Below are 18936 nucleotides of genomic sequence, written 5' to 3'. Positions count from 1 at the left end.
CGGGTTGCGTCTCGGCGCGAAAGGCGCACCCGACAGCGTGCACCGACCGGAGTTCGCGCACGGCGGCATGTCGAGCGGGATGGTCAGTCTCGATGCCTGGCGGCAGGCGTTGATGCCGTTACTGGAAGGGCGCGCCAGGCACCTGATCTCGGGCGCGCCCGGCACCGCCACGATCACCCTTCGCCGGGGTGATATCACGGAGCAGCGGGTCGACGCGATCGTCAATGCGGCCAACTCTTCTCTGCTCGGCGGTGGCGGCGTCGACGGCGCAATCCATCGCGCCGGTGGGCCAGCGATTCTGGACGCCTGCCGCGATCTGCGCGCATCGCACTACGGCAAAGGGCTGCCCACCGGTCAGGCGGTGGCCACCACCGGGGGCGACCTGTGGGCCCGATGGGTGATCCACACCGTCGGACCCGTATGGTCCGCGACCGAAGACCGCTCCGCCCTCCTCGCCTCCTGCTACCGCGAATCCCTCCGGGTAGCAGACGAATTGGGTGCGCGAACAATCGCCTTTCCCGCCATCTCGACCGGCATCTACGGCTGGCCCATGGATGACGGCGCCCGCATCGCTACCGAAACGGTGCGCCACACAAAGACATCCGTACAAGAAGCTCGCTTCGTCCTCTTCGACGCCCGCGCCCACACCGCCTTCGAAACCGCCCTCCACTGAGCACGCCCCCGACCTCGCGCAGGCTTTTGCGCGCCGCGCACGAAATAGCCGGGCGCGGCGCTCGCATCGGTGCGCGGGAACCTACTCGGGGGTGATGCCGTAGAGGCGCTCCCAGTTTTCGCGGCTGGTCAGCTCGGGCATTGCGGCGCGGTATTGGCGGGTGAGGGTGGGGAGTTCACGGCGCAGGCGGCGCAGGACGCGGATGGTGCGGATGAGCAGGGCGCGAGCGCGGGGCTTGTCGCGCTGGCGGACCCGGACACCGGACTGTGAGGCGTCGGTGACCACGACGTGGTCGAAGAGCGCAACGTGCCACCAGTGCGCGTCCTCGCGGGTGACGCCGATCAGGCCGTGCTGGGTGCGCCCGGTCCACTGGGCGATGGCCCGCTTGATCAGCACCGCCGTGACCCGGCTCGGTTCGCCACCGGCACGGCGCAATTGGATATCGGCCGAGCGCACCGACGGGGTCGCGGCGGGATGCTTGATGGTCTCGGCGTAATCGGCGCGGCTGGTGCGAGCGGCGGCCAGCGCGGCAATTCCACCGTCGCGCAGCACCTTCGGCCCCTGCAGGAAGTCCTCGATGCCCTGCAGCGTGGTGTGCACGAGGCCGTACTGCATGGCGACCAGATGTTCGGCCAGATTCCGGAACAGCTGGCGGGTAATGGCCTTGCCATCGAGATCGGTGTGCAGCGAACCGACGATCAACGAGTTGCGCGTGCTGAAGTAGCGCGCCCAGTCGTCGTAGTCCTTCCAGTAGAAGTCCGCGTGCCACACCGCGGCATTCGGCAGCGTCACCGTGACGAACCCGTGCTCGCGGGCCCGGACGCCGTATTCGACATCGTCCCACTGGAAGAAGATCGGCACCGGCAGCCCGATCTCGGCGACCACCTCGGCCGGGATCAGGCAGGTCCACCAGGCGTTGTAGCCGGCATCGACGCGGCGCTCCTGGTTCTTCTTCAGCATGCTGGTATTGCGCAACGCCTTCGGCGCCTTCTGGCCGTGCTTGAGTTCGTGCAGATGCACTTCCTCGGCGCCGACATTCAGGTAATCCGGATTGAGCAGGAACAACATCTGCGCGCCGACCAGGGTCGGTGTCACGGTCATATTGGCGAAGGCATTGAGCCGCAGTACCGTTTCCGGTTCGCAGAGGATGTCGTCGTCCATCAGGATGACGTCGGCGTGCTCGTTGACCGCGGACACCTCGTAGAGGCCACGGGTGAAGCCACCCGCACCACCGAGATTCGGCTGCCGGATGTAGCGCAGCTTGCCGCCGAAGATCGGCAGCGTCTCCTGGAAGCGCGCCTGGTTCTCGACCAGATCAGTGCCCTGATCCACCACATAGACCGCGTCGATGGCCTCGAGAATCGGCGCGTCGGAGGCCAGCGCGGCCACCGTCTCGGCGCAGTCGGCCGCCCGGTTGAAGGTGCAGATCGCAATGGCGACGGGGCGCATCCGATCGGGTGCGGTGGCGGTCCAGGTCAGCGCGGAGATGCCGAGTTCACCACCGATGGCATCGAATTCGAGCCACAGCGCGCCGCCGTCGACGTATTGGTCCAGCGGTGCGGTCAGGGTCAGCGGGCCGCTCGCGGTGAGTTCGGCGGTGTCGATGATCCGGCGGTGCCCGGCGATATCGGAGGCGACCACCCGGACGCGGGCCTTCTCGGTCACATCGAGCACCATGGTCGCGCGCACCTCGGTGACCGTGGTCCAGCGCTGCCAGTAACTGGCCGCGAACCGCCCGAAGTAGGTGTTGGTATGCGCGGACGCGCCCTTCTCCAGTCTCAGCTCCAGGCGTTCCCGATGGGCGCGACCCTTGACGACGGCATACAGCTCGTCGCTCACCTTTGCCGACGGACCGGTGAAGATGCCGCGCTGCAGCACCAACCGATCGGGCGCCTGATGATCGACGCGCAGCGAGGCGGGCGCCGTCGAGGGTCGGTCATTTGTCTCGGTAACGGCCTGGGTAGCCGACTGATCCATGAAGTCCTCTAAATCGTTTTGGTGCCGACGGGACAGACACGCCCCTGGATGCCTTCGCGGCGGGTGCGAGGATACCAATCGGGCACGGCAACTGCCCGTCCAGGAACCGGGGCGGTCCCGCTAGTTATGATTGCTTGCTATTAGCCGAAATGTCCGAAGAACCGACGAATACGAATTTGTCGTAGGCCCAGTAGCGGAATACCACCGCGATGATCTGGCCGATGAGCGTGCCGGAAATGTTGTCCGACAGCGGTGAGGATAGGTCGAGCACATAGCGGGAGAACCCGAGGCAACCCAGTTGCAGCCCGATAGCGACCACATTGAATACGGCATACAACAGGTACTCGCGGCCCGGATTGTCGGATTTCTTGTGTCCGAAGGTCCACCACTTGTTGCCGAAGTAGGTCACCACCGTGGCCACCGCGATCGCGATGATCTTGGCGGGTAGCGGCGCGTGGTACAGCACGCCCTCGCCACCCCAGAACACCAACAGGTTGTAGGTGCCCGCGTCGACGAGGAAGCCGATCGCGCCGACCACCAGGAAGGCGCCGCCGCGGCGCAGTGCGGCGATCACCTTCGCGGTCAACGGTTCGTCCACCGGTTGTTCCTGGTCAAGGCTGGGCGTCAGTTGCGGTGAGCCGGATCGTTCAGAGAATGACACGGGCTGCTCCGGATAAGACACCCGGCGACGGTACCCCAGTAGGCTCGGAACCGAGTGCGCACCAAGTGGTGCAGCCCTGTACCCTCCCCGTGTTCCCCATTCACCGCCGACATCGAGGATTGACCGGGTGGACTCCACCGAGCTCCGAATTGCCGCAGTGGTGCCATGCCACAACGAGGAGGCTTCGGTCGCCAAGGTCGTCGCCGACCTGCAGGCCGCCGTGCCGGGAATCGTCATCTACGTCTACGACAACCTCAGCACCGACGCGACCGCCGAGCGGGCCCGCGCGGCCGGTGCGATCGTGCGCCACGAACACACCAAGGGCAAGGGCAATGTGGTGCGCCGCGCCTTCGCCGATATCGAGGCCGATATCTATCTGATGATCGACGGCGACGACACCTACGAGGCGTCGGCCGCACCGCTGATGATCAAGACGCTCCTCGATGGTCCGTATGACCATGTGCTCGGCGTCCGCAAACAGGACGAGGGCGCGTCGGCCTACCGCTCGGGCCACGAGACCGGTAACAAGGTGCTCAACGGCGTGGTCGGAAAGGTGTTCGGCGAGAACGTCGAAGATATGCTCAGCGGATTCCGGGTGTTCTCGCGCCGATTCGTGAAGAGCTTCCCGGCCGTCTCGCGCGAATTCGAGATCGAAACCGAGCTGACCGTGCATTCCCTGCATCTGCGGGTGCCGCGGACCGCGGTTCCGGTCGGCTTCCGCGATCGGCCCGCGGGTAGTGAGAGCAAGCTGCGCACCTACCACGACGGATTCAAGATCCTCGCGCTGATCATCGGCTTGGCCAGACATGAGCGGCCGGTCGCGTTCTATGGATTGTTCGGCACGCTGAGCTGGCTGGTCTCGATCATCCTGACCATTCCGATCGTCGTCGAGTTCTACAACACCCATGAGGTGCCCCGGTTCCCGACGCTGTTCCTCGGTTTCACGCTGCTGCTGCTCGGCAGCCTGGCGTGGACCGCTGGTCTGATCCTGGACGGCATCCGGCGTTCCCGGCACGAGGCCGCCCGACTGGTCTATCTGCGCTACTCGGCCGTCGGCGCGGATGACGCGCGTGGTGGTGACGCACGGACCGGTGGAGCCGAACGTTGACCACCTCGGCGGATCGAACCGCAACGGCCGCGACCGAATCGAACCCGGAACCGGCGCTGACCACGGATAACGATGTCGCCGTTGGGAATTCGACGGCACTGTCCGCGAATGCAGCCGAATCCGGTGCCACCGAACGAGATTCGAGCAGCACGGACAGCGACGACCCGGCCGCGAACAAGGGCGCCGGCAAGCCGCGCGATCCGGGACGCCGGATCGTGGCCCGCTTCGGCGCAGCGACGGTCGCCTTCGCCATCGTCGCCACGGTCTTCGGCGCACTGTTCGCCTGGATCACCCCGCCGTTCTGGGGCCACGATGAAATCACCCAGTTCGGCCGCGCCTACCAGGTCGCACACGGTGGCTTCCAGCCGCAGCGGATCCATGACGATCGCGGCATCGCCTACGGCGGCGATGTACCGATCAGCATTACCCGGCTGATGGGCTACGCGCTGCACGACTACACCACCAATCCGGAAGAACCGGATCCGATGGTCGCCGATCCCGGCAGCTATGCCCGGATGGAGGGCGCCGCGGTGTCCAAGGCCGAGGAACCGGTCTGGTTCACCAACACCGCCGCCTACTCGCCGGTGCCGTATATCCCCGCGGCCATCGGTATTCGGGTCGCGGAGCTGTTCGGACTGAATGTCGGCGCCATGCTGCTGCTGACCCGCCTCGCGGGCCTGGCCACCTATCTCGCGCTGGTGGGATTCGGCCTGTGGGCCCTGCGCGCGCACCGGGTGCAGTGGCTGGCCTTCACCGTCGCCGTGCTGCCGATCGCGGTCTTCCAGGCGGGCACCATCACCGCCGACACGCTGACCAACGCACTGGCCATTCTGGTTTCGACCCTGCTGGTCAAGGCACTGTTCCTGGGTGACGGTCTCGGCCGCACCGAGACGGCCGCGCTACTGGCCGCGACCGTGCTGCTGCCGGTCAGCAAGCCGACCTATGTGCTGCTCGCCATGCTCGTGGTGCTGGTGCCGACAAACCGGTTCGCCCTCGGCGGCGAGTCCCGCTGGAAGCGCTTCATCCCCTGGGGTTTCGCGGCGTTGGGCGCGCTGGCATTCGCGGTCTGGATGAAGATCGCGGGACCCACCACCGAGGGTATGGGCCTGATGCGCCCACAGCACCAATGGAATTCGGTGCGGCCGAGCGATCAGCTGCACGGCATCGTCACCGACCCGGTGAATTTCGTGAACACCTTCGGCGAGAGCATCGCACTGCGCGACCAGCGGTGGTTCACCCAGTTCTTCGGTGAACTCGGCTTCGCCTACATCGACGTCCCCGCGCTGACGGTGCTGGCCTGCCTGCTCGCCTTCGCGGTCGGCATCGGCATCGCGGATCGGATGAATACCGCGACGGCCAGCTTCCGGCGCACGCTGATCGTCGCGCTGACGATGCTCGCGAGCGTCGCGATGATCTACGTGACGCTGTACATGTCCTTCACGCCGGTCGGCTACTACATCATCGACGGCGTCCAGGGCCGGTACTTCGTGCCGCTGGCAATCCTGGCGCTGGCGGTGCTGCTGCGCTGGATGCCATTGCGGCTCACCGACGTCCGCGGTCGGACCCCGGCCAAGGGTCCGGCGATCACCATCATCGCGGCCACGCTGGTGGCCCTGATCGCCGCGCTCTGGAAGTACTACTCGATCGTCTGGGGCTGACAAACCCCGCCGGCCAAAGGCGGGGGAGCTCAGGCGTTGATGGTCCGCTCGCCCGCATCGGCATACGCGCGTTCGGTGCTGGCTTTGGCCGGACGCCACCAGCTTTCGTTATCGCGGTACCACTGGATGGTGGCGGCCAGCCCGGCACGAAAATCCGAATACGTCGGCGTCCAACCGAGTTCGGTGCGCAGCAGCGTCGCATCGATCGCGTAGCGCTGATCGTGACCCGCGCGATCGGTGACGTGATCGAAATCGTCCGGATCGCGGTCGAAGGCCGCGAGGATCATCCGCACCACGGACTTGTTGTCGAGTTCGCCGTCCGCGCCGATCAGATAGGTCTGGCCGATTCGCCCGCGCTCCAGGACGTCCCACACCGCGCGGTTGTGATCGTCGACGTGGATCCAGTCGCGCACCTGATGTCCGGCGCCGTAGAGCCGTGGCCGAACACCGTCGATGAGGTTGGTGATCTGGCGCGGGATGAACTTCTCCACATGCTGATACGGCCCATAGTTGTTGCTGCAGTTGGAGATTGTCGCGCGCACGCCGAACGAGCGGGTCCAGGCACGCACCAGCAGATCACTCGAGGCCTTCGTGGCCGAGTAGGGGCTGGACGGGTTGTAGGGGGTGTTCTCGTCGAACGCGGCCCCGTCCGGCGCGAGATCGCCGTAGACCTCGTCGGTGGAGACATGGTGGTAGCGCACGTCGTGGCGGCGTACCGCCTGCAGCAGCGAGTAGGTACCGACGATATTGGTCTGCACGAACGGCCACGGTTCGGCGAGGGAGTTGTCGTTGTGCGATTCGGCGGCGAAGTGGACCACGGCGTCGACACCGCTGACGAGCTCGTCGACCAGATCCAGATCGGCGATATCGCCGTGCACGAAGTCGACGCGGTCGGCCACCGGCTCGAGCGAGGCCCGGTTACCCGCGTAGGTCAAAGCGTCAAGGACGGTTACGGTGGCGCCGGGACGCTCGGCCACGGTCTGTTGGACGAAATTCGCACCGATGAACCCGGCCCCGCCGGTTACGAGCAGTCGCACCCCATGACCTTACGTCGCCCGCGCGGTCCGCTGCCGCCGGATCCGTTCGGCTGTATTCACCTGCGCAACCAGAGTTCCAATCTGTGATGTTCATCACGCTGAGCGAGCGTAGGGAAAGGCGCATGGTTCAGTTCTTTGTGAAAAGCCCCGGTCAGCGTGCACATTTCAAAGACCCCACCAAGCCGCGAGTCGCGATGGTGAACAAAATTTGAATTAACGGTCACAACGGGTTCACCACTCGTTAGCTGGTCTAGATTTCCATCGTCTAGTCCCCTCCGAACGCTTCACATCGAGGTCCAAAACAAAATGCTGATGAGGAAATTCGCCGCGACTTCGGCCCTGCTGATCGCCGCCATGGGCGTCACCGCGGGAACCGTCAACGCGGCACCGGCGGAGTCCGCCGACGCCCCGATCAACTTCACCGCCAACTCCACCGACACCCAGTCGATCATCTCGATCGACTCCGGCTCGCTGGTCGTCGAGGACAACGCGCTCAAGATCAAGGCCGCCAACGGCACCACCGTGGCGGGCACTCCGCTCACCTTCCGCGTCGACGAGTTCGAATTCCCGATCGCCGCGGACATCGCCGACCACACCGCCACCCTCACCCCGCAGCTCGACATGGCGAAGGCCACCTACAAGCCGGTCGCACTGCCTTTCGAGGACAAGGCCCCCTTCAAGACCGAATACGACCGTGAGGTGGCCGCCTTCAACCGTATGAAGGACACCATCGCCATGGGCGCCACCATCGGCACCCTGGTCGGCGGCCTCGGCGGCGGCGCCATCGGCTGCGTGCTCGGCGGTATCGCCGGCGCCACGGTCGCCTCGGCCACCATCGTCGGTCTGTTCGGTGCGTTCATCCCGGCCGCGGCCATCGGCTGCCTCGGCGGCATCATCGCCATCGGCGCGCTCGGCACCCTGGCCGGCCAGATCCTGATCACGGCTCCGGTCGCGATCGGTGCGGCGATCCAGTACTTCGCCACCACGAACGCGCCGTTCGTCGCACCGAAGTAAGTCGAACGACGGCTCGGCACAACTAAACGAGCCCAGGAAACCCCGCCCGGTCATCGATCGGGCGGGGTTTCCGCTGCTAGTTGCCGCTCGGCTGATCGACCCTGCGGCATTCAGGCATGAGATAGTGCCGTGATCTGCACCGGCGTGCGGTAATTTCAACCATCCGCCAGGTAAACAGAAAGTAAATCGAATTGAACTGAATAGCGACCTCAGACGGATCCAGAATGTAATTCTCCAAATTCCAGAGGGGAGTTTTCAGCGCGGCTTCCTTAAAAAGAACCCCGCCCCGGACCACCGCCGAAAGGCGAGGTCCGGATGCGGGGTTCGCGACTCGTCCGGCCGATCCAGGTCAAGCCGTCCGAGCCTTTTGGGACTGCTCGAGGCGGGCGCGCACGAACCGGGAGACCCGGGCCAGTGCCATCCTGCTCTCGGGCAGATTCGGGGCGATCGCCATGAAGGCGTGCACCTGACCGCGCCAGATCTCCAGCGCGTTCGGCACACCGGCCGCGGTCAGCCGGCGGGCCATGAGTTCGCAGTCATAGCGCAGCATTTCGTCCTCGGCGGCAATCAGCAGTACCGGCGGCAGACTCGCCAGGGCACCGTTGACCGGCGACGCCAGCGGATCCAGCACCCCGTCCACCTCGGCGCCGATCCGCACCACCGCCTCCAGCGCGGACAGCGGCAGATAGGGATCTCGCGCGACATTCATGTAGTCCCGCTTGGCTGCGTAGTCCAGATCGAGCAGTGGACTCAGCCCGATCAGCCCACCTGGCGACGGCAGCCCGATCTCGATCGCGCGCAGTGCGGTGGCGAAGGCGAGAAAGCCGCCCGCCGAATCGCCCGCGAACATGATCCTGGCCGGATCCGCACCGTGCCGCAGCAGCCAGCGGTAGGCGGTCAGGCAGTCCTGGATAGCCGCGGCGACATTGCTCCCGGGCAATTGACGGTAGTCGACATTCACCACCGGCAGTCCGGTGCGCCGGGCCAGGCTGGCCGCGATCGGGCGATGGGTGCCGAGCCCGCAGACGGCGAAACCGCCGCCGTGCATATACAGCACCGCGCCGTGCCGCAGGGCGCGGGAGCCACCCGACGGACGCAGGATCTCCATCCGAAAACCGTTCAGCACCACCTGTTCCCGATCGACACCGCGCGGCTGTGGCCGCAGTCGGGCCAGCCCATCGATCGCCACGGCACCGATCGGAATGGTTGTCCGGCTCACCGGAAACATCCGCAGCACCGGCCGCACCGCACCGAGGCAGGTCGCCAGCAGCAATCGGGCCGATGCGCTCGGGCCATCCGGATTCATCAACAGACCCGGATCACCCGCGTCGAATTCACTCCCGCCGATCGCCATCATCGCGCACCTACCTCACAACTGGCGCGCCGAATCCGACCGAACGGTTCTCCAGGCGAGAGTCGACGCTGACATCTCACACATAGGCGTTTCAGAACACCATGTGCACGTGACCTACGCAACACATATCGCCCGCCGCGCCGGGTTACCAAACGTTCGTGATCAATTTGTAGGCGAGTCGGAACCTCGCCGAAGCCGAGTGCGATGCGCCTGGCAGACTCGGGGACCATGCGCGGAATCATCTTGGCCGGTGGCACCGGATCCCGGTTGCACCCGATCACGCGCGGGGTGAGCAAACAGCTGGTCCCGGTCTACGACAAACCGATGGTCTACTACCCGCTGTCGACGCTCATGCTGGCGGGTATCAAAGACATCCTGGTGATCACCACCCCGGAGGACGCCGGCGCGTTCGCCCGGCTGCTCGGCGACGGCGCACAGTTCGGCATTTCCATCACCTATGTGGTGCAACCGGAACCGGACGGACTCGCCAGGGCATTCGTCCTCGGCGCCGACCATATCGGCGGCGAGACCGCCGCATTGGTACTCGGCGACAATATTTTCCACGGACCGGGACTCGGCACCAGCCTCGAACGCTTCGCCCGGATCGACGGCGGCGCGGTCTTCGCGTACTGGGTCTCGGATCCGACCGCCTACGGTGTCGTCGAATTCACCGAAGGCCGAGCGGTTTCGATCGAGGAGAAGCCCAAGGTGCCGCGGTCCAACTACGCTATCCCCGGGCTGTACTTCTATGACAACGATGTCGTGGAGATCGCGCGCGGGCTGCGACCGTCGGCGCGCGGCGAATACGAGATCACCGATATCAATCGCGCCTATCTGGAACAGGATCGGCTGCGCGTCGATGTGCTCGCGCGCGGCACCGCATGGCTGGATACCGGAACCTTCGATTCGTTGCTGGACGCCGCCAACTACGTGCGCACCATCGAACAGCGGCAGGGCCTGAAAATCGGTGTGCCGGAAGAGGTCGCGTGGCGACAGGGCTTCATCGACGACGAACAGCTGTGCACACTGGCCGAACCGATGATTCGCTCCGGCTACGGGACTTACCTGCTCGATCTGCTCGAGCGCGGACGGGATTGGTGAGCGATGGAGTTCCGTGAACTCGCCGTGCCGGGGGCATGGGTGATCACACCACGCCAATTCGGCGATGAGCGCGGCATGTTCTGCGAATCGTTCAAGGCCTCGGAATTCGAGAAGGTGACCGGTCGACCGTTCGATCTGCGCCAGGTCAACTGCTCGGTCTCGGCGGCCGGGGTGCTGCGCGGCATCCACTACACCGAGGATCCGCCGGGGCAGGCCAAGTATGTGACCTGCGTGCGCGGCGCGTTCCTCGATGTCGTTGTCGATCTGCGGCCCGGATCGCCCACCTACGGACGCTGGGACAGCGTGGTGCTCGATGACGTCGATCGGCGCTCGATGTTCCTGTCCGAAGGCCTCGGCCATGCGATCCTGTCGCTGGCGGATCACTCCACGGTCACCTATCTCTGTTCGATCGAGTACACGCCCGAGTTCGACCGGGATATAGATGCCTTCGATCCGCAGCTCGGCATCGAATGGCCGCAGGTCGGTCTGGACGGTCAGCCGCTGACGTATATCCGATCCCCGAAAGACGCTGCCGCTCCCCCTTTCTCGTAAAACACCGAACGTCACCGCCTCCGATGAGCGAAGGAAGCGGTGACGTTCGGCTTACCGTCGGCGGAGGGGATTCAGCCGACGAGCTCCAATTCCGGCTCCTGCGCCCGCGCCTTCGCACGTCTGGGCAGGTAGGCGGTGAGCGCGATCAGCGCGCCGACTATGGCGACGCCCGCGGCGAATTCCAGTCCCGGCCGGAAGTTGTCGAGCACCGCGGCCGGCGTGTTTGCGCCGTGGTTGCCGGAGGAGATGATCGCGGTATTCACCGCGAGCACGATGGCCGCGCCGACCTGCATGGAAGTCTGCAGCACCCCGGCCGCCAGACCCTGCTCATCGTCATCGATGCCGTTGGTCGCCTGAATATTGATGGCGGGGAAGCCGACCCAGCCGATGCCGATCAGCAGTACCGCGGGCAGGATCATCGTCGGATACGACGGTGTGGTGTCCAGCCGCAGGAACAGCAGGTAGCCGATGGCCATCACGACCATGGTGATCGCGATGATCGGCCCGGTGCCGAACCGGTCGACGAGCTTATCGGAGAAGAACGCCGACGCGACGACCAGCAGACCGACCGGAAGCAGCGCCATGGCCAGCTTCAGCGGCGACCAACCGAGTGCATCCTGCAGGTACAGGGTCACGATGAACTGCCAGCTGAAATACGAACCCGCCACCGCGATGATCGCGAGGCTGGCCCGGACCAGCGTCACCTTGCGCAGGATGCCCAGGCGAATCAGCGGGTACCTCACCTTCTTCTCCACCGCGACGAATCCGGCGAACAGCACCGCCGCGCCGACGAACGAACCGATGGTGCGCGCCGAACCCCAGCCCGCCTCGGGTGCGGAGACCACGGTGTAGACCAGCAGCAGCATGCCCGCGGTGGACAGCAGGGCACCGAGGATGTCGTGTCCGCCCTCCTCCGCGGCCTCGTCCTTGGGGACCAGTGTCCAGGCCGCGGCCAGCGCGGCCAGCGCGATCGGCACCGGAAGCAGGAAGGTCCAGCGCCAGCCGATGCCGGTCATCAGACCGCCGAATAGCAGACCCATGGAGTAGCCGCCCGCGCCGAACACGGTGTAGATGGACAGCGCCTTATTGCGGGCCGGGCCTTCGGCGAAGTTGGTTGTAATGATCGACAGACCGGTCGGGGCGGTGAACGCTGCGGCCAGGCCCTTGATGAAGCGGGTCAGGATCAGCAGCGGGCCGGAGGTCACCAGTCCGCCCGCCAGCGAGGCCAGCGCGAAGACGGCCAGTGCGATCAGGAAGACCTTGCGCCGACCGAGCAGATCGGCGGTGCGGCCGCCCAGCAGCAACAGCCCGCCGTAGCCGAGCACATAGCCGCTGACCAGCCACTGCAGGGTCGAGGTTGACAGATCCAATTCGGCGCCGATGGATGGCAGCGCCACACCGATCATCGAGACGTCGAGACCATCGAGGAACAACACAATGCAGAGGGTGATCAGCATGCCCCAGAGACGGGGGGACCATCTGATCGGATCGGTCGCCGTAGCGGCCGAAAGGGTTGCTGCAGAAGTCATGGGTGAGAGCATTACATGCGCCGACATTAAATGCCAACACATTTAATGCACTTGCATCGGCTCCCGAGGAGCACTAGGATGGGGCCATGTCGAAGCCGTCGACAACACAATTACCGGGGCGCGATGTGGCGCCCACCGGGTTGGTCGCCGAGTGGCGTGAGCTGCTCGACCGGCACGCCGCCGTGAGCTGTGCGCTCGAGAAGGAACTGCAGGGCAAGCACGATATCGGCCTCAGCGAATTCGAGACGCTGGACCGGCTGGTCGACGCGGCTTGTGGCGACTATCGGATGAGCGATCTGGCCAACGACATCTACCTGAGCCAGAGCGCACTCTCGCGCGCGGTAGCGCGGCTGGAGCGCGACGGACTGGTTTCGCGCAGTATGTGCGCCGAGGATCGCCGCGCGATCTTCGTATGCCTGACCGAGAAGGGTCGCGAGGTCTACGAGTCGGCACGGCCGACGCACCGCGAGGTGCTCGAGCGGACCTGGGGTAGTCGCCAGAAGTGCTGAAGTAGGCCGAACACATAAGGCGCCGAACAGATCCACCCTGCCGAGCACTGCGGAGCGACCGTTCGCGGCGCCGAAGGCGCCGCCGCCATTCAACACAGCAAATCAAACACTATCGCGCGCTTCCGCTATGCCTGGTCGCGCGTCCACGGCGACTGCCTTGATGTTCGCGAAAGCCTTTCGGTAGCGCTCGATTTCGTGTTCCTTGTCCAGGTACACCGGACCGGTGAACGCCTCGACGTAGACCACCGGCGGCTCCCGCAGCTCCACCTGCGTCGTATCGGCGAATTCGAGAAGGACGAACGGACCCGAATCCATGCCGTCGTGATAGCCGGAATCCGAGGGCACCAGCTGGATTCGCACATTCGGCAGGTCACACATGCGCCGCAGGTGCGCGAGTTGTTCGATGGTCACCTCGGCACCGCCGACCCGCCGCCACAGCACCGACTCGCTGATCACCACATCCAGAGACAGCGGCGAATCCTTGCGCGTGAGCAACGCCTGCCTGGCCGTGCGCAGCTGCACTCGACGTTCGATTTCGGTCTCCGAGGCCTCCGGGCGCCCGGACCGCAGCAGCGCGCGGGCATACGCCTCGGTCTGCAGCAGTCCCGGAATCAGCTCGTTCTCATAGGTGGCCAGGGCACGCGCGGCCTCCTCGAGACCGATGTATACCTCGAAACCCTCGGCGATCACATCGCCGTAGCCGGTCCACCAACCCCTGGCCTTGGTCTCCTTGGCCAGTGCGGTCAGCGGTTCGACGAGATCGGTTGGCGCACCGTAGATCTTGCACATGGCCTCGACGTCCAGGCTGCGCAGTGAGGTCTGGCCGGTTTCGATTCGCCAGATCTTGGCCTCGGACCATTCGAGCTGCTGGGCCGCCATCCGAGTGGTCATCCTGGCCCGATTGCGCAGATCACGCAGATGTCGGCCGAGTTGCCGGCGCGGCATGGTCGATCCGGTCGTGCCCTGCGGTAAAGCCATGCTTCCCCCTCGCGCCATGCGCCGAATCCATCCGGATGACCACCCGTGTCCGCCGGTCCGGCACTCCTCATCTCAGACGTCCGTAGCGGTATCCGGATATCCGAACAGCATTGTTTCACAGTAAATCTGACACAGGTCACGATGGGTGTCCCAGGTACGCCACAGGCGCAACTACGACGAACAGGTTCCTGGGGGCGATGATCGGGCAATTCAACCGAGTTCTACTTGCGTGCGCCGCGCTTGCGGAAGCGCCAGAACTGCACGGCGCGAACATCTTCGGAGAGCTGGTTGACCGGCTCGGCCACATCGGACAGCGCCTGGAACAGATCGTCGGCGAGATCGGCGATGTGCTCGACCTTTGTCGCCAGCTTGGACGCGTTCTCCAGGAACTCGAGCAGCAGGCGCACGACGGCCGCGATGGTCAGGCCGAGCGGTATCGCGATCAAGGCGGCGAGCACCCCGAGGACCGCGGAGACCTGCCACATCAGCACCGTCAGCGCGATCGGGACGCCGATCGCGAAGGCCAGACCGAGCATGTAGGCGAGGGGCAGCAGCGTCCTGGTCGCCGGGCGGTGGAATTGCACGTCGAGCAGGCCGCGGGCGGCATCGGCGCTCCAGGCCCGCGGACTTTCGAATGGTTCGGCCGGTTCGGGCTCCGCGGTGCGCGAGAACCGCTTGGACGCGGTCTCTTTCCAGGCGATCCAGCGTGATTCGGTTTCGAATTCCGTCGAATCCGGTGCTCCGACACTATTGGACGCATCGGATCCGCCTGTCGCCCGACCGCGGTGTTCACTCATATGGCGATCCTTCCCCCAATCCGATGCCCCGCCAATAGGAGTGGATTCACACCGACCGGCGCGGGCCGCCACGATGCGGGTCCAGACGCGCCTCGGAGCAGCCGTGCGGCCCATTAAAAAGGATGTGTCTCAGTGATAGCCGATTACTACCGGGTGAGATGAATCCGACAGTCACCAAGATCTTTTGTACAACCCGTAACGCCCACCCCACCCCGCCCCGATACCACCCACGTATGCAGGACCCAGATCTATCGGGGAATGGAGAAAGACAGTGCGCACCACGTTTCCGACTTCCGCATCGGCGGCAGATATGACTGCCGCGGCGCAGGACTACATCCAGCGCGGGTGGACGATCGCTGAAACGACCAACGGAATCTGCCTGATCACGGATGAGGATCTGTCGGGTATCGAGATCAGCGGTGAGCTGGCCGGCGAGGTTCGCCGGTTCCTGCGCGCGAACAACCTGACCGGTCCGGTTATCGAGATTCCGGGCGTCGAGCGTCGCGAGGTCCACTTGGTCACCGGCCTGCGCAAGGCCGCGAGGGCACTGGAGGCACTGCGCGAGGCAGGCGCCACCATCTACACCGACGGTGACGGCATCCCGCTGCCCCCCACCCAGCTCACCACCGGCGAGGCCTGCTGGGGCGTGGCACCGGGCGAGGCTCGCTGGATCCCGCCGGTCGTCGCGATCGGCGCGGCGGTTCGCTCGGCGCTCTCGCGTCGCGCGACCGTCGACAACAACACCGTCGTCGCCTGCTGACGCATCTACTGGGCGGGGTCCGCACTGCCCTGACCCACCGATGACCGGTATCCGCTATCCGTGGATACCGGTCATTCTTGTTTCCTCATGCGCGGAGATCCATCGCGCGCAATGATGAGGGTTATGGCCCAGCTCACTGATGACTCCCGGACGCTGTTGCGGACCTGCCCGCTGTGCGAGGCGGTCTGCGGACTCGAGATCACACTCGACTCGAACGACCATGTGACCTCGGTTCGCGGGGATCGAGACGATCCCTTCAGCAAGGGGTTCATCTGCCCGAAGGGGGCCAGCTTCGGACATCTCGACGAGGATCCGGACCGGCTGACCGAACCGATGATCCGGGACCGGGCCACCGATACCTGGCGTACCGCATCTTGGACCGAGGCATTCGATCTCATCGCCGCACGTTTTCCGGCGATCGTGGCCGAGCATGGAAATCAGTCGGCGGCGCTGTACCTCGGCAATCCGAACGCGCATACCGTGGCCGGGGCGCTGTATGTACCGGTGCTGATCCGGGCGCTCGGCACGAGAAATCTGTTTTCGGCGAGTACCGCCGATCAAATGCCCAAACAGGTGGCGAGCGGGTTGATGTTCGGTGATCCGCTGACCGTGCCGGTGCCGGATCTGGATCGCACCGATTATCTGCTGATGTTGGGCGCCAATCCGCTGGAGTCGAACGGATCGCTGTGCACCGCACCGGATTTCCCGGGCCGGTTGAAGGCATTGCGCAAGCGCGGCGGCAAATTCGTCGTGGTCGACCCGCGGGAAACCCGGACCGCGAGGTCGGCCGATGAGCATCTGTTCATCCGGCCGGGTAGTGATGCCTATCTGTTGTTCGGGATCGTGCACACACTGTTCGAACAGGGGCTGACCGATATTCGCGTGGATGTCGCGGGCCTGGACGAAGTACGGGCGGCCGCCGCGGATTTCCCGCCGGAGGTGGTTTCGGCTCGGACCGGAATTCCCGCTGCGACAGTTATCCGGATCGCGCAGGAGTTGGCGGCGGCGCCGACCGCGGCGGTATACGCGCGCATCGGCACCTGCACGGCCGAATTCGGCACGCTGACACAGTGGTTGGTCGAGGTCGTCAATGTGCTCACCGGCAACCTCGACTCGCCCGGCGGTGCCATGTTCGCCGATGCGGCGGCCGGTGGCATCCCACGCACCAAGCCATTCCGCACCGGGCGCTGGACCAGCCGGGTACGCGGGCTGCCCGAGGCGATGGGGGAACTGCCGGTGGCCACCCTGGCCGATGAGATCACCACGCCGGGCTCGGGGCAGGTGCGCGCGCTGGTGACCGTCGCGGGCAATCCGGTGCTGTCCGCACCGAGCGGGCCGCGGTTGGATACGGCCTTCGCGCAGTTGGACTTCATGGTCAGTGTGGACCGGTACCTCAACGAGACCACCCGGCATGCGGATGTGATCCTGCCGCCGCCGCGGTCGACCCAGTCACCGCATTACGATTTCGCGTTGCTGCAGTTCGCGGTGCGCAATTACGCGCGGTACTCGCGACCGCTGGTCCCGCTCGGCGATCGGCCTTCGGAGTCGGAGATCCTGGCCAGACTCGGGGCGGCGCTCACCGGACAGCCCGCCGGACCGGACGCACTCAGCGGCGTCGATGAACTGATCATCGCGGGCCTGCTGCACAAGGCGGGCATACCGCAGCGGCGACCCGAACTCATCGGCTCGAACAGCACCGAACAGCGCATCGACCTGATGTTGCGGCTCGGACCGTATGGCGAGTGGAACGCCGGCGCGAGCGACGGGTCTGGAGACGGTAGCTTGCGTGACCACGAAGGCCCCCGGGAGCGCCGTGATCAATATGGCACGCTGAATCTGCAGGTGCTGCTGGACAATCCGCATGGTGTCGATCTCGGACCGCTGCGGCCGCGCCTGCCCGGCGTGCTGCGCACGGCATCCAAGCGGGTGGAGCTGGCGCCGCAGCCGCTGCTCGACGATGTCGCGCGCATGCGGGCCCGGCTCGCCGATGCCGCTCCGGATGTGGTGTTGATCGGGCGGCGGCAACTGCGATCCAACAACAGTTGGATGCACAATATCGCGACGCTGGTCAGCGGGTCGAATACCTGCACGCTGCATATCAATCCGGCGGATGTGGCGCGATTAGGCCTCGGCGATACCGCCGTGGTGAAGTCTGCCGCCGGAACGCTGACGGTACCGCTGGAGCCGACCGAGGCGATCATGCCCGGGGTGGTCAGCCTGCCGCACGGCTGGGGACATACCGACAGCACGCAGACGGTGGCTCGGGCCCACGCCGGGGTGAATGCCAATGTGTTGACCGATGATTCGGTGGTGGATGTACCGTCCGGAAATGCGGTCTTCAATGGCGTTCCGGTGACCTTGACCCCTGCCTGAGTTGTGCTCGAGTCGACCGGCCGGAACTGAAAGATTCCGGCCGGTCGGATTGTCGCTAATTCGCGGAAACCCCTGCGCTAACTAAACACTCAGTGCATTCTCAACATGGATTTTGCTGTGTTGCCAGACTAAAATGGACGGGATTTCGGTTTAGTCGCGGGCTCAGCGTCGAACCCGTTGCGGTGTGCCGGATTCCAGCTACCAGAGGGGGCGCGATGCCCGGTACACGTTGCGGCAGTGCAGGTGAGCACGAACTGCAGGACAGATACGGTACGCAGGACCGCGCCGAACGCTTCTACCAAGATCAAGTACTCGACCGGCTGAACCCGACGATGATCGAATTCATCGCCAGGATGGATATGGCGTTCGTCGCCACCGCGGATAGACACGGCGAATGCGACGCAACCTTCCGCGCCGGTCTGCCCGGTTTTCTGCATGTGATCGACGAACGCACGCTTGCCTATCCGGAATACCGCGGCAACGGCGTCCACGCCAGTCTCGGCAACATCCTGGAGAACCCGCACGTAGGCATCCTGCTCATCGATTTCGTCCAGGATCTGATCGGATTGCACATCAACGGCTCGGCCCGGATCGTGGACGACACCACATTGCGCAACAACGTCCCCGAGCTACCGGAGAACGTCAAAGGTCGCGCCGCCGAGCGCTGGGTGGTGGTCGATGTGGAGGAGGCCTACATCCACTGCCGCAAGCACATACCGCATCTGGTTCCCGCGGCGCGCGAGCAGCGCGAGTGGGGCACCGACAATATCCGCGCCAAGGGCGGCGACTACTTCGGAGCGAAAGCCCAAGGCCAAGCCGACGCCCTGGTCCCGCGCTGATTCGTGCGCCGAACTG

The 18936-nt window shown here is 65.3% G+C and carries 17 protein-coding genes; 10 read left to right on the top strand and 7 right to left on the bottom strand.

Annotation, left to right across the window (positions count from 1 at the left end; genetic code table 11):
* Positions 1–112: 112 nt before the first annotated feature.
* Positions 113–673 (top strand): O-acetyl-ADP-ribose deacetylase, encoded by a 561-nt coding sequence (locus AB0L58_RS19345; RefSeq protein WP_364388831.1) that lies wholly within the window; start codon positions 113–115, stop codon positions 671–673.
* An 81-nt stretch (positions 674–754) separates the two neighbouring features.
* On the opposite strand, the gene AB0L58_RS19340 is transcribed toward AB0L58_RS19345, so the two are convergent.
* The gene (locus AB0L58_RS19340; protein WP_364388446.1) at positions 755–2650 is read right to left on the bottom strand and encodes a glycosyltransferase; all 1896 of its coding nucleotides are present in this window, start codon (positions 2648–2650) and stop codon (positions 755–757) included.
* A 124-nt stretch (positions 2651–2774) separates the two neighbouring features.
* The gene (locus tag AB0L58_RS19335) at positions 2775–3248 is read right to left on the bottom strand and encodes a GtrA family protein (RefSeq protein ID WP_364388443.1); all 474 of its coding nucleotides are present in this window, start codon (positions 3246–3248) and stop codon (positions 2775–2777) included.
* A 190-nt stretch (positions 3249–3438) separates the two neighbouring features.
* Between AB0L58_RS19335 and AB0L58_RS19330 the strand changes: the two genes are divergently transcribed.
* Positions 3439–4419 carry a glycosyltransferase gene (locus tag AB0L58_RS19330; protein WP_364388441.1) on the top strand — a complete coding sequence of 327 codons (981 nt, stop codon included), beginning with the start codon at positions 3439–3441 and terminating at the stop codon, positions 4417–4419.
* Positions 4416–6077, top strand: a complete 1662-nt coding sequence (locus AB0L58_RS19325) for a DUF2142 domain-containing protein (protein ID WP_364388439.1) — start codon at positions 4416–4418, stop codon at positions 6075–6077. The genes AB0L58_RS19330 and AB0L58_RS19325 overlap by 4 nt, the downstream gene beginning before the upstream one ends.
* A 29-nt stretch (positions 6078–6106) precedes the next feature.
* On the opposite strand, the gene rfbB is transcribed toward AB0L58_RS19325, so the two are convergent.
* Positions 6107–7114: a dTDP-glucose 4,6-dehydratase gene (gene rfbB / locus AB0L58_RS19320; RefSeq protein ID WP_364388437.1), complete on the bottom strand. Its 1008-nt coding sequence runs from the start codon at positions 7112–7114 to the stop codon at positions 6107–6109.
* 306 nt (positions 7115–7420) lie between these two features.
* Here rfbB and AB0L58_RS19315 point away from each other — a divergent pair, with 306 nt between their 5' ends.
* Positions 7421–8128 carry a hypothetical protein gene (locus AB0L58_RS19315; protein ID WP_364388435.1) on the top strand — a complete coding sequence of 236 codons (708 nt, stop codon included), beginning with the start codon at positions 7421–7423 and terminating at the stop codon, positions 8126–8128.
* A gap of 349 nt (positions 8129–8477) precedes the next feature.
* Here AB0L58_RS19315 and AB0L58_RS19310 read toward each other — a convergent pair whose 3' ends face one another.
* Positions 8478–9485: an alpha/beta hydrolase gene (locus tag AB0L58_RS19310; RefSeq protein ID WP_364388433.1), complete on the bottom strand. Its 1008-nt coding sequence runs from the start codon at positions 9483–9485 to the stop codon at positions 8478–8480.
* 225 nt (positions 9486–9710) lie between these two features.
* Here AB0L58_RS19310 and rfbA point away from each other — a divergent pair, with 225 nt between their 5' ends.
* Together rfbA and rfbC are read left to right on the top strand one after the other, a co-directional pair.
* Positions 9711–10583 (top strand): glucose-1-phosphate thymidylyltransferase RfbA, encoded by an 873-nt coding sequence (gene rfbA, locus AB0L58_RS19305; protein ID WP_364388431.1) that lies wholly within the window; start codon positions 9711–9713, stop codon positions 10581–10583.
* 3 nt (positions 10584–10586) lie between these two features.
* Positions 10587–11135, top strand: a complete 549-nt coding sequence (gene rfbC, locus AB0L58_RS19300; protein WP_364388429.1) for a dTDP-4-dehydrorhamnose 3,5-epimerase — start codon at positions 10587–10589, stop codon at positions 11133–11135.
* 71 nt (positions 11136–11206) lie between these two features.
* On the opposite strand, the gene AB0L58_RS19295 is transcribed toward rfbC, so the two are convergent.
* On the bottom strand, positions 11207–12664 hold the full coding sequence (locus AB0L58_RS19295) for an MFS transporter (protein ID WP_364388427.1): 1458 nt from the start codon (positions 12662–12664) through the stop codon (positions 11207–11209).
* Between the two features lie 86 nt (positions 12665–12750).
* Between AB0L58_RS19295 and AB0L58_RS19290 the strand changes: the two genes are divergently transcribed.
* Complete coding sequence (locus AB0L58_RS19290; RefSeq protein ID WP_364388425.1) at positions 12751–13173, top strand: MarR family transcriptional regulator; 423 nt, start codon at positions 12751–12753, stop codon at positions 13171–13173.
* A gap of 102 nt (positions 13174–13275) precedes the next feature.
* Here AB0L58_RS19290 and AB0L58_RS19285 read toward each other — a convergent pair whose 3' ends face one another.
* Together AB0L58_RS19285 and AB0L58_RS19280 are read right to left on the bottom strand one after the other, a co-directional pair.
* Positions 13276–14151 carry a helix-turn-helix transcriptional regulator gene (locus tag AB0L58_RS19285; RefSeq protein ID WP_364388423.1) on the bottom strand — a complete coding sequence of 292 codons (876 nt, stop codon included), beginning with the start codon at positions 14149–14151 and terminating at the stop codon, positions 13276–13278.
* Positions 14152–14372: 221 nt separating this feature from the next.
* Positions 14373–14948: a DUF4282 domain-containing protein gene (locus tag AB0L58_RS19280; RefSeq protein WP_364388421.1), complete on the bottom strand. Its 576-nt coding sequence runs from the start codon at positions 14946–14948 to the stop codon at positions 14373–14375.
* A 271-nt stretch (positions 14949–15219) separates the two neighbouring features.
* Between AB0L58_RS19280 and AB0L58_RS19275 the strand changes: the two genes are divergently transcribed.
* From AB0L58_RS19275 to AB0L58_RS19265, 3 genes are all read left to right on the top strand, one after another.
* Positions 15220–15708 carry a hypothetical protein gene (locus tag AB0L58_RS19275; protein WP_364388419.1) on the top strand — a complete coding sequence of 163 codons (489 nt, stop codon included), beginning with the start codon at positions 15220–15222 and terminating at the stop codon, positions 15706–15708.
* 123 nt (positions 15709–15831) lie between these two features.
* Entirely contained in the window at positions 15832–18081 is a 2250-nt protein-coding gene (locus tag AB0L58_RS19270; RefSeq protein WP_364388416.1) for a molybdopterin-dependent oxidoreductase, read from the top strand.
* Positions 18082–18296: 215 nt separating this feature from the next.
* Entirely contained in the window at positions 18297–18920 is a 624-nt protein-coding gene (locus tag AB0L58_RS19265; protein ID WP_364388413.1) for a pyridoxamine 5'-phosphate oxidase family protein, read from the top strand.
* Positions 18921–18936: the final 16 nt, after the last annotated feature.

Source organism: Nocardia sp. NPDC052112 (genome assembly GCF_040680135.1).
In the GTDB taxonomy this organism is placed as follows: domain Bacteria; phylum Actinomycetota; class Actinomycetes; order Mycobacteriales; family Mycobacteriaceae; genus Nocardia.
The sequence above is the reverse complement of the archived record's forward strand: the minus strand, read 5'-3'. Positions and strand labels throughout refer to the sequence as shown.